The sequence below is a fragment of the Paenibacillus sp. J31P190 genome, from assembly GCF_059692075.1.
The window spans coordinates 118,284-129,131 of the sequence record NZ_JCAUAS010000006.1; the positions used below are offsets into that span (position 1 = coordinate 118,284).

Annotated in this window: 13 protein-coding genes; all 13 read right to left on the minus strand. The window is 41.8% G+C overall.

The window, feature by feature from the left end; all coding sequences use genetic code 11:
- Positions 1–63 precede the first annotated feature (63 nt).
- The 13 genes from tsf to AC58U0_RS14030 all read right to left on the minus strand — a co-directional run bounded on the left by tsf (position 64) and on the right by AC58U0_RS14030 (position 10,799).
- Positions 64–714, minus strand: a complete 651-nt coding sequence (gene tsf / locus AC58U0_RS13970; protein ID WP_497379582.1) for a translation elongation factor Ts — start codon at positions 712–714, stop codon at positions 64–66.
- Positions 715–826: 112 nt separating this feature from the next.
- The gene (gene rpsB / locus AC58U0_RS13975) at positions 827–1,525 is read right to left on the minus strand and encodes a 30S ribosomal protein S2 (protein ID WP_029195233.1); all 699 of its coding nucleotides are present in this window, start codon (positions 1,523–1,525) and stop codon (positions 827–829) included.
- 251 nt (positions 1,526–1,776) lie between these two features.
- Positions 1,777–2,292, minus strand: a complete 516-nt coding sequence (locus AC58U0_RS13980; protein WP_497379583.1) for a hypothetical protein — start codon at positions 2,290–2,292, stop codon at positions 1,777–1,779.
- Positions 2,285–2,908 (minus strand): hypothetical protein, encoded by a 624-nt coding sequence (locus AC58U0_RS13985; RefSeq protein WP_497379584.1) that lies wholly within the window; start codon positions 2,906–2,908, stop codon positions 2,285–2,287. Before AC58U0_RS13985 ends, AC58U0_RS13980 begins: the two co-directional genes overlap by 8 nt.
- Before the next feature lie 34 nt (positions 2,909–2,942).
- Positions 2,943–3,266, minus strand: coding sequence for a hypothetical protein (locus tag AC58U0_RS13990; protein WP_497379585.1), 324 nt, complete (start codon positions 3,264–3,266; stop codon positions 2,943–2,945).
- Positions 3,267–3,285: 19 nt separating this feature from the next.
- Positions 3,286–4,695 (minus strand): flagellar assembly protein A, encoded by a 1,410-nt coding sequence (locus tag AC58U0_RS13995; RefSeq protein ID WP_497379586.1) that lies wholly within the window; start codon positions 4,693–4,695, stop codon positions 3,286–3,288.
- Between the two features lie 36 nt (positions 4,696–4,731).
- The gene (locus AC58U0_RS14000; protein WP_497379587.1) at positions 4,732–5,520 is read right to left on the minus strand and encodes a FliA/WhiG family RNA polymerase sigma factor; all 789 of its coding nucleotides are present in this window, start codon (positions 5,518–5,520) and stop codon (positions 4,732–4,734) included.
- 19 nt (positions 5,521–5,539) lie between these two features.
- Positions 5,540–5,977 (minus strand): hypothetical protein, encoded by a 438-nt coding sequence (locus AC58U0_RS14005; protein WP_497379588.1) that lies wholly within the window; start codon positions 5,975–5,977, stop codon positions 5,540–5,542.
- Positions 5,974–6,468, minus strand: a complete 495-nt coding sequence (locus AC58U0_RS14010) for a chemotaxis protein CheD (RefSeq protein WP_029195381.1) — start codon at positions 6,466–6,468, stop codon at positions 5,974–5,976. The genes AC58U0_RS14005 and AC58U0_RS14010 overlap by 4 nt, the downstream gene beginning before the upstream one ends.
- Positions 6,465–7,052, minus strand: a complete 588-nt coding sequence (locus AC58U0_RS14015) for a chemotaxis protein CheC (RefSeq protein ID WP_437180184.1) — start codon at positions 7,050–7,052, stop codon at positions 6,465–6,467. Before AC58U0_RS14015 ends, AC58U0_RS14010 begins: the two co-directional genes overlap by 4 nt.
- Positions 7,053–7,088: 36 nt before the next feature.
- Entirely contained in the window at positions 7,089–7,550 is a 462-nt protein-coding gene (locus tag AC58U0_RS14020; protein ID WP_497379589.1) for a chemotaxis protein CheW, read from the minus strand.
- A 27-nt stretch (positions 7,551–7,577) separates the two neighbouring features.
- A complete protein-coding gene (locus AC58U0_RS14025; protein ID WP_497379590.1) occupies positions 7,578–9,644 on the minus strand; it encodes a chemotaxis protein CheW in 2,067 nt (688 codons plus the stop codon).
- Positions 9,645–9,695: 51 nt separating this feature from the next.
- The gene (locus AC58U0_RS14030; protein ID WP_497379592.1) at positions 9,696–10,799 is read right to left on the minus strand and encodes a protein-glutamate methylesterase/protein-glutamine glutaminase; all 1,104 of its coding nucleotides are present in this window, start codon (positions 10,797–10,799) and stop codon (positions 9,696–9,698) included.
- Between the last annotated feature and the right edge of the window lie 49 nt (positions 10,800–10,848).

Sequence of the window (10,848 nt, forward strand, 5' to 3'; positions counted from 1 at the left end):
AACAGATCTCTTATTGGCTAAAAAAGAAGGAACACCAAGTGTTCCATCTTTTTTAAATGCCTATTATAGTTTAACTTGGGACATAACTTCTTCCGCAAAGTTCTCTTGTTTTTTCTCAAGACCTTCACCAAGGCCGAAACGTACGAAACGACGAATGGAGATGTTCTCGCCGATTGCTGCGACTTTTTCATTCAATAATTGGTCGATTGTTTTGTCTGGATCTTTAACGAATTGCTGCTCCATTAAGCAGAACTCTTCGTAGTATTTGCCAATACGGCCTTCAACCATTTTATCAATGATTTTCTCTGGTTTGCCTTCATTCAAAGCTTGGTTGCGAAGAATTTCTTTTTCTTTCTCCAAAGCTTCTGTTGGCACTTCTTCACGACGTACATAAGTTGGGTTTGCTGCTGCGATATGCATTGCGATATCTCTGCAGAAAGTACGGAATTGCTCTGTTTTACCAACGAAGTCAGTTTCACAGTTGATCTCAACAAGTACGCCAACTTTACCGCCAGCGTGGATGTAAGATTCTACTGCGCCTTCTGTAGCAACGCGACCTGCTTTGTTAGCTGCTGCAGAAAGACCTTTCTCGCGAAGCAATTCGCCTGCTTTGGTGATATCACCGTTTGCTTCTTCAAGCGCTTTCTTACAATCCAACATTCCTGCGCCTGTTTTTTCACGTAACTCTTTCACTTGTGCTGCTGTAACTGCCATTGAAAGAAACCTCCCGATAGTTGTTATTGGTATGTAATACCGTTGATTCTTTAAAAAAAGGGTGGTGACAGGCTGTTACACCTTCCAACCACCCTTTTCACAATCCTATAGATTAAGCTGTTGTTTGCTCGCCTTGGTGTGCTTCGATAACTGCATCAGCAATTTTTGCTGTTAATAATTTAACGGCACGAATCGCATCATCGTTACCTGGAATCACGTAATCAATTTCGTCCGGATCGCAGTTTGTATCAACGATACCAACGATTGGGATACCCAATTTGCGAGCTTCCGCAACAGCAATACGCTCTTTGCGTGGGTCGATAATGAAAAGTGCGCTAGGCAGACCTTTCATGTTCTTGATTCCGCCCAAGAATTTCTCAAGACGATCTTTCTCTTTACGGAGAATGATAACTTCTTTCTTAGGAAGAACTTCGAAAGTACCGTCCTCTTCCCATCTTTCAAGAGTTTTCAAACGGTCAATACGTTTTTGAATTGTTTGGAAGTTTGTTAGTGTACCACCCAACCAACGTTGGTTGATGAAGTACATTCCGCAACGTTCTGCTTCTTCAGCAACGGAATCTTGTGCTTGTTTTTTCGTTCCTACGAAAAGAATCGTACCATTATCTTCAGAAACGGATTTAACAAAGTTGTAAGCTTCTTCAACTTTTTTAACCGTTTTTTGTAGATCGATAATGTAAATACCGTTTCTTTCTGTAAAGATGTATTTGTCCATTTTCGGGTTCCAACGACGTGTTTGGTGACCGAAATGTACGCCAGCTTCTAAAAGCTGTTTCATGGAGATAACTGCCATCCCCAATCCCTCCTCTAAAATGGTTTATTTGGTATCCGCCGCCTGTCGCATCTTTGCATAAAACTTACCGAAGTAAGCACCATTATGCAAATTGACGGGCGTGAGTTTTTAACACCGTGAATAAATATACCACAACTGAAATGCCTATGCAACCCTTTATCATGATAGACATTTTGCCCTACAAATGGCATGTATATGTATAGAAACAACAAAAACAGACCTCCATATTAAAGATCCATTTGTCGGACTATCTATTGAACTGTAATTAAATTGGCCACGACTTTGGGTATATCCGTAACACCTTCAAAAACATGGTAACCGATTTGAATTTTGGTGCTGCCACCTTGTTTATCAAGCTCCGTAATGAAAGCTTTACGATCCGAAATAATGCCGGATTTGACGAGAAGTTCACTGACAGCTGTTGCATCAAGATTTGGCTGTACATAAATAATTATTTTCGGAGCAACTTCTGGTGTATTTGCTTTGGGCTGTTCCTGAGGTTTAGCTGCTGTCAACTTGTCTGTTTCCTCTTTTACCTTTTTCAATACTGCTGCATCAAACTCCGTTTGCGTAAAAACTTTTGTGTTCTTATCGAATACTTGGTAGTACTTCGCAGCTTCGACTTTTAACTTCTGAGGATCCATTTCATCCAATGTAAGGCCCGTTTGACTAGGTGCACTAGCCCGTACAGACATAATTTGCAGAAGTAAAGCTCCTACAATAATTCCAGTCCCAATTCCAAAAACATACGACCTATTCTTAAACACGGGCCCTCTCCTCCTGTCTGGATAATTGAAGGATTAGACTGACCTCGCCTTTATTCATGCCTAGCTTCTTAGCAATCGCTTCGACGCCTTTTCCTTGATCATGCAATGAAAATAGTTCACTGTATCTGCTCTTCATACTCAATCCAGTGTAGGTAGGTTCGTCTACTACGGATTGTTCTTTAGAAGATGCAATAAGTTCAGAAGATGTGACTTGAACAAAATGAGCTGGATTAGTCATAGGTATTCCCGAAAACACAGCATGCTGATCATCAGATAACACGTCAGTTACCGCATTTGTTCCTTGATTCATTTGATGATTGACATGCACTTTCGTTAATTCCTGCGACAGTTCATGCTTTTGCTTTTCCAATGATTCCAGTCTGCCAGCAAGCTTAGCAAGCTCTTTCTCGTAATCTTGTTTCGTTTCGGAGAACAGATTGAGCAGCGTTTGATTTTGTTCATCCATCTCAGCAGCGAAATGCTCGATGGTTTCCTCGATCTCTTGGACTACGTTGTTCTTTGTGGACGCAGACGCTTGCTCCTTAGGCAGGAAACGTGCATAAACAATCAAAACAAGTCCTAAAAGTACGACATACATCCACGGCTGCATAGCCATTGGGTTCACCTTTTTCTATATGAGAGATAACTAGTTATAAGGATAAATCAATATGATGCCCTTTATACGGATGATCTGGCTGATAGCTGCCTTCAGATGATGCGGAAACTGTTTTGCCTTTGTTCCTTGCCTTACCCTTGTTAGACTGCTGACGCTGGTCGCCATGATCCTTGATATCTGTACGAACACTCTCTTCAAGCTTGCTGCTGCGATGGCGATCCTTCTCCGTTGTTTGAGCAGCTTGATTCTCCAAGACCGTTTCGTCCTGCCGCGGTTTCTGCATAAGCTGATTTTGACGGATGCCCGCTTCATCGTTTTTGTGTACAGCGAACTGTAAATCGATGGCTTTAAAACTCATCGCTTACCCTCTCCTTCACTTACACATAGGCACTCATAGAAATATCGCCTTCACTTAAACGGAACGTCATACGGTTTGTTGGATCCTTGATAAATTTCGTATACCGGCCAATGACAATCTTCGTTCCCCCGTAAATAGTAGATAATACTTCTACTTTCGCTTTGTCGGAGTCTTCTAACGATTTCTCAATCTCAAGTATACGTTCTTTAATGGTATTTTGCTCTTCTAACGCTTGCTTTTTCGTATGAGTCAACTTGATTCGCATGGCCACTTTATCCGGACCTAGTTGACCTGCTGCAGCTAATTGATTTAATAACGTAAGCGCTTTATCCGTTTTATCCATATTTTCCATGTATACTTTCAATTGGTTGCGTAGATCAATCATTTCATTACGAAGCTCTGGTAGAACGCCAACTTCAACAACTGTAGCCGTTGACATCGAATTCCCTATCGTCCTCGCAGTAACACGCTCCCCGGCTTGTATGGTGCCTCCAACAATGAGTCCTTTGGAACCGCTACAATTTACAGCCTTGCCTGCTCTAATCGTTGAATGCATAATACTCTGAGAAACCGTTAATTCTCCACTAACTTCAACAACAGCATCTTGAATGAAAGAACTTTTTACATTCTTTCCAGCTTTGACATGTGCTTTATTCTGCCCAACAATGCCTGCACTAATATCAATTGAACCTTCAGCTTCAAGCTCTGCGGCTTCCACGCCACCAGTGACACGAATATCTCCTGCTGCACGGATTTTAAAACCAGGAAGAACATTTCCACGAATAACCACTGTACCAATAAAATCAATATTCCCAATATTATAATCAACATTTCCATTTACTTCATAGACAGGAAACACATTAATTTTGTCACGATCTGTTCTTACCACCATGCCATCAATTGTAGAATAAAGGCCCATTTGTTCAGCGTCTGTTACCACATTCTTACCTAATTTAAATCTAGCTTCTTTCCCTGCTTTAGTAAAAAGGGTCTCGCCTGTAACCGCTCTTCCCGGTGTGCCTTCCGTTGCCAGAAAACGCTGTCCGATAAGCTGCCCTTTTCTAACATTATGAAGGGATACAACTTCTTTATAATTTACCCTGCCGTCGTCCAGCTCCAGCGGTTTTTTTTCATCCTCATCAAAATCAAAAATAAATTTAATATAGCCGCTTTGGCCTTCTATTGCCTTGGTCCCCGTTGCAATTGCAACTTTTTGATGATAAAAAGGTTTCGGATTTGCAGCTATTTGAGCAAGTAAAGGTCGATTTAAACCGTGAACGATGTGATTCGTTTGAACTAACTCTTCCAATTGTCCTGCCGTTACTTGAAAATCGTCATCAGCATTGTTAATTAACAAATAAGCTGTTAATTTGTCATCCGAGATGGAAATACTAATGTAAAAATCCAAAGGCATGTTCCTCTCAAGCATAGACAAACCACCTTTCATTACCTTCTGATTGTATGTTTATGTATCTTGAAATAATTGCGTCTTAAATCGACCTAGTACGCCTTTAAGTCGAAGAATTGCTTTTGAATGTAATTGGGAAATACGAGAAGGAGACAAGCACATAACCTCAGCAATTTCACTTAAGGAGAGCTCTTCGAAATAGAATAACGAGACAACCGTTCTCTCTTTCTCTGTTAATCGTTCAATAGCCTTGGCCAATGACTCCTTCAAATAAAACTCATTAACTTGAAACTCCGGGTTCTTGGCTTTTTCGTCGACAAGTAATGAAATACGCGTTTCCGAATCTTCCTCTCGGATGGGATCATCAATCGAACAAACGGTTGTAATCGAAATATCCTGAAGCATCTGCTGAAAATCTTGCTCACTAATTTGTAAATAGTCGCTGATCTCAGCATCCGTAACGGAACGTAGATACTGCTGCTCTAGCTTCTGGTAAGCATCTTCGACCTTCTTGGCCTTTTCTCTCACAGATCGAGGAACCCAATCCCCTTGCCGAAGTCCATCAATAATAGAACCACGAATTCTCCAAGAAGCATAGGTCTCGAATTGTAGTCCCCGTGAATAGTCAAATTTCTCCACAGCATCGATAAGGCCCATCACACCAAAGCTCGATAGATCCTCTCTCGAAACACTTTTGGGAAGTCCTATTGCCATACGTCCGGAAACATAATCGACTAAGGGCAAGTAACTCTCGATAAGCGACTGCTTAGCGGGAACCAAGCCCTGCTCCTTCCATTGCTTCCATAGCTCGATGTTAACTAGTTGTGATTGCTTTTGCTCGATCATGATCTATGTTTCACCATCCTTAGTCTTCAGACATTCGCCTTAAGGCACCCGCCAGTTGTTCAGGGTCCAAATTATTCTTGGTGACTAGCTTAGGTGGATTCAGTGGTGAAAATTGCATTTCGTTAGATAGTAAAGAGTTATTACTGCCCAGGTTAGCCTTCATCATCTCGCGTGTTTCCTCATCCTCATCAGGTGTAGTCAAATCCAATGATTGACCAACGGATGATTCTGTTGCGGAATTCGCATAAGATGCTCCGCCTGCAGCATGTTCAGCTCCTATCATTACACCCAACACCCATCTAAAACCAAATGTCAGAACGAATAAAATAAGAAAGCTGTATGCACTTTTAAGACAAGTAGAAAGAAATAAATTATTGCCGATCGATAAGGCAAATGTAAATAAGCCCGCCAATGATGCTACGATGACATTAATTCGAATGGTTCCAATCATCATCAAATTTCCTTTACTCCTAATTGGACACTTCGAATAACCAGGATGCCGGTTTCACTATGAAATTCTATTGTTCGACCGTAATTAGCCCCGGTATCCTCAGCACGAATCGGAATTTTGTATTTATTCAACATTTCTTTACAAGATTCTACATTTCTTGGACCAATTCTCATCGTATCATTATTTCCTGCAAATGCAAACATTTGAGCACCGCCAGCAAGCTTAGCTTCCAGCCTATTCACAGTAGCTCCTAGCTTTTCCATTCTGGAGATTAACTCAGGAATAGCCGTATCCGCGTATTTAGCAATATTCAGCGAACCTTCACGAGCTATCTCGGAGGAAGGCAGCATCACATGAGCCATACCTGCCACTTTTACGCGGCTATCATATAAGGTGACACCCACACACGAACCCAGCCCCGTTGTCTTCAATACACCTGTCTGGTGAGCAACATTCAGGTCAGCCATTCCTACTTTAATTAAATTATCTAACGTCATGGAGACTCTACCCCTAATGCCGAAAATATTTTACCAAACGATTCCGGATCAGGAATTAAGAAGAAATGCCCTTGTACTTCATTTTCCCCTTCCATAAATTTGGTATCAATGAGAAGGGCTTGATCTCCCATTTGGCCAAATTGCAATAATCCATAGCTTAAGATGGCACCAGCCATGTCAATGGCTAACGCAGGGACAGTAGGCTGCATATTCAAATTCGTAAAATCAGCAAGAGAAGATAAATAAGAACCGGCTAGAATATTCCCTATTTCATTCAGAGCAGATAATTCCAGTTCTGAATACTCTTCCTGATTTTCGATATTTAGCCCAATCAAATCCCTAAGCATATTTTTGGCAGCATCTAAATCAAGGATAAAAAACATATTTCCAGGTGCGTCACCATCCACTCGCAAGAAGATAGCAAGAACCACCGTCTCTGCACCGCCAACACTTTCGCAGATTTCTTCGAAAGGAAGCATTCTTACCTTTGGAACAAGCATATCAATCGGCTTATCCAGCAAAGTAGATAGGGCAGTAGCTGCATGCCCTGCACCTATGTTACCTACTTCCTTGAGAACGTCCATTTGAAAATCCTCTAAACGACTAAACACATCCACAAGCTATTCCTCTACTCTTTCTAACTGTTGAATTTCATCACGATCCAAGACTTGCTCTAAATTCAGCAAAACAAGTAATCTTTGTTCACCGACACGCGCGATACCATCCAGATACTTGGCTTTGATACCACCCACAATTTCTGGTGGATTATCAATATTGTCTGTGTCCAGATCAATAACATCATTCGCAGAATCTACGATAAGACCAACTTCAAAGTCACCTGCAGATACGATGATAATACGAGTAGCATCTGAATTAGCTTGCTCTTCAAGTCCGAACCTTGAGCGAAGATCGATAATAGGAATAACAACACCGCGAAGATTAATAACGCCTTTAATAAATGCGGGTGCTTTAGGTACGCGAGTCATTGGCTGCATTCTTTCGATCGTTCTAACTTTCTCAACTTCCACGCCGTACTCTTCCGTTCCAAGTGCGAAGACGATTACCTTTTTCTCTTCTCCCATTGTGAAAACCTCCCTAAAAGTATGTAATTATTTAATCAATGCATTCGGATCAATGATCAATGCAACTTGTCCATCTCCTAGAATCGTTGCACCGGATATTGCAAATAGACCGGATAAATATTTACCTAAAGTCTTGAGAACAATTTCTTGCTGACCAATAAATTCGTCTACCATCAAAGCAACTTGTTTGTCCCCTTTGCGTACAACAACAATCTCAGTCTCTTCCTCAAGATCCTCGTTGAAATCAGGTACATTAAACAATGTACTGAGCGATACAAGAGGAATAACCGTATTACGATACTCCACCATTTTGTTCCCGTGAATGTTTCGAATCTGTTGCTTCTGAATCGCTGAAGTTTCAACAATGGATGACAACGGTATCGCATATTTTTCGCTGCCAAGACGCACAAGCATGGCGGAAATAATAGACAGTGTCAGTGGTAATTGGACAGAGAACTTACTTCCAAAACCTGGTTTGGAATCAACTTGGACATGTCCGCCCAACATTTGAATCTTCGTCTTCACAACATCTAGACCTACGCCTCGTCCAGAAATATCAGAAATTTTCTCAGCCGTACTAAAACCAGATGCGAACAATAAGTTGTATACTTCCAAATCACTTAACTTCGCTGCTTGTTCAGCTGTTACAAGGGCATTCTTGAGTGCAGTCTTCAATACTTTTTCTCTATAAATCCCTCTACCATCTTCTTCAATTTCTATAAAGACATGATTGCCGCTATGGAAAGCACGCAACTGAATGGTACCTTGCTCACTTTTGCCAGCAGCCAGTCGATCGCTGATTGACTCAATACCATGATCCACAGCATTACGAAGCAAATGTACAAGCGGATCACCAATTTCATCAATGACGGTCCGATCTAATTCCGTTTCTGCACCAGTTATGACCAGATCTACTTTCTTGTCTAGCGATTTAGCCAAATCCCTTATCATCCGTGGGAAACGATTAAATACCGAATCTACTGGTACCATGCGGAGCTTCAATACAATATTTTGCAAATCACTGCTAACCCTTGACATATGCTCAACTGTTTCAGTCAGATCATTACGTTTAACCTCGCTAGCAAGTTGTTCTAAACGTACTCGATCAATTAATAGTTCGCTGAACAGATTCATGAGCGCATCTAAGCGCTCAATATCAACACGAATGGTACGACTTGCAACAGGAGCCCCACCTGCTGCTGGTTTAGCTGCAGCTGCAACAGGCTCAACATTATGTATGGCTTCACCAGATACAGCTGGTGCAATCGCTTCTGCAACTGCTGCAGCTATTTCTTGTCTTGCCGCCTCAACTTCAGTTCTTGGACGGGATAATTCGGCTAGTGATTCTGAATCAACTGTGATAATGACGGCTGATTGGATTTCGGAAACGTTCAAAATTTCTTTCTCTAACGTTACTTGATCAACCTTAGAAATAAAATAAAGCGAGAAGGAACGATCAAATTTCTCTTGTTCGATTTCTTGTACGGATGGCGTCGCTTTTACGATTTCGCCCATTCTCTCCAGTGCATCGAACACCATGTATGCCCTTGCTGCCTTAAGTACACAATTCTCATTAACACTTACTTCGATATAGAAAACAAGGAATCCCGAGTCAATCGATTGTTGAAGAATAGAAAATTGAAACTCATCAACTTCGATACCTTTTGCTGGTTCCTTCGCAGCTGTCACAGCCGGAGCTTGTGCGGTTCTATAGTCACCTGTCACGATGGAACGAAGAGCAACGACGATTGGTGAAACATCCGCTTTTCCTGTACCACCTTGAATAATATCTTCGACCATAGATTCCAATGAATCAAGACTTTTGAAAATGCAGTCAAAAATGAATGGGTTCATTTCAATTTTACTGTTACGTACCAAGTCCAACACATTTTCCATCTCGTGCGTTAGGGCAGCGATATCTTCAAAGCCCATTGTTGCGGACATCCCTTTCAACGTATGAGCAGAGCGGAAAATGTTATGAACAATACTAATATCCTGGGGATTGCTTTCTAAACTAAGTAAGTTCTCATTCAAAGATTGCAAATGCTCTTTCGATTCATCGATAAACATGGATAAATATTGACTAAGTTCCAAAACCACACACCTCCAATAGAATCATTATGTAACCTGTTTACTAAATTTCATTTAATTAAGTACGCATTGAGCTAATCGACTTGCAATATCCTGCTGTGGCAAAACATGCATCGCAGCTTGGATCTCTACAGCAGCTCTTGGCATCCCGTATACGACACAAGTTTCTTCGCACTCGGCAATGGTTGTTGATACGCCGGATTGCTTTAATGAGAGCATACCTTTAGCTCCATCGCTCCCCATGCCGGTCATCAAGACGATGTGCCGCTTCAACTCACTCATTCCAAGCAAGGACTCAAACATGACATCCACCGAAGGGCGGTGGCCAGAACGAGGTTCTTCTTTGGTCAAGCGAATTTTGTACGTTTTGTCCGTATCCTTGTAGATGACCATATGCCATCCTCCCGGTGCTACATAAGCTGTTGCCGTTTGGAGCACATCCCCTTCCGCAGCCTCGACTACTTGTATCTGAGAAATGTCATTCAGACGTTGGGCTAATGATTTGGTGAAATTAGGCGGCATATGTTGAACAATTAAGATCGGCGCAGGAAAACCTGCTGGAATATGAGAGATCACCTGATGTAAAGCGCGAGGCCCTCCAGTTGAAGTACCAATAGCTACTAGATGATCGAAATGCGTTGAACCAGGCTTTGCAGCAAGTTTAGTATCGGGTGCTTTTATCGAACTGGCATTACTCTTGGCTATTAACGGTTGAATAACCCGCGGAGGCACAGGCTGCTGCTGTACCGGCCGTAACTTAGTTCGAACTGCCATATGCAGCTTCTCGTGTAGAAGTTGTTTTACTTTATATAGGTCAAGGGATATGGAGCCTGACGGCTTTCGAATAAAGTCGACGGCTCCCCACTCGAGTGCTTTAATCGTTTCAGATGCACCCTCTTGGGTTAAGGAACTTAACATAATGACGGGTGTTGGTTGTTCGGTCATGATTCGCTGTAAAGCATCCAAACCGTTCATTATTGGCATTTCCACATCCATCGTAATGGCATCGGGGCGCAATAGCTTCACTTGTTCAATAGCTTCTTGACCATTTTTTGCTGTTCCTATGACTTTGTACTGAGGATTATCTGAGATCAAATCGCTTATAATTTTTCGCATAAAGACGGAGTCGTCTACGACAAGAATGTTATATGGTGCCAAGCTGCTTCCCTCCCTCTTATGTGCATATTCGACACGATTTGCGAAAATC

What these genes read in the sequence shown, in the direction of transcription:
- tsf (WP_497379582.1), bottom strand. Translation starts at nt 714, where the DNA reads ATGGCAGTTACAGCAGCACAAGTGAAAGAGTTACGTGAAAAAACAGGC.
- rpsB (WP_029195233.1), bottom strand. Translation starts at nt 1,525, where the DNA reads ATGGCAGTTATCTCCATGAAACAGCTTTTAGAAGCTGGCGTACATTTC.
- AC58U0_RS13985 (WP_497379584.1), bottom strand. Translation starts at nt 2,908, where the DNA reads ATGGCTATGCAGCCGTGGATGTATGTCGTACTTTTAGGACTTGTTTTG.
- AC58U0_RS13990 (WP_497379585.1), bottom strand. Translation starts at nt 3,266, where the DNA reads ATGAGTTTTAAAGCCATCGATTTACAGTTCGCTGTACACAAAAACGAT.
- AC58U0_RS13995 (WP_497379586.1), bottom strand. Translation starts at nt 4,695, where the DNA reads ATGCTTGAGAGGAACATGCCTTTGGATTTTTACATTAGTATTTCCATC.
- AC58U0_RS14000 (WP_497379587.1), bottom strand. Translation starts at nt 5,520, where the DNA reads ATGATCGAGCAAAAGCAATCACAACTAGTTAACATCGAGCTATGGAAG.
- AC58U0_RS14010 (WP_029195381.1), bottom strand. Translation starts at nt 6,468, where the DNA reads ATGACGTTAGATAATTTAATTAAAGTAGGAATGGCTGACCTGAATGTT.
- AC58U0_RS14015 (WP_437180184.1), bottom strand. Translation starts at nt 7,052, where the DNA reads ATGGACGTTCTCAAGGAAGTAGGTAACATAGGTGCAGGGCATGCAGCT.
- AC58U0_RS14020 (WP_497379589.1), bottom strand. Translation starts at nt 7,550, where the DNA reads ATGGGAGAAGAGAAAAAGGTAATCGTCTTCGCACTTGGAACGGAAGAG.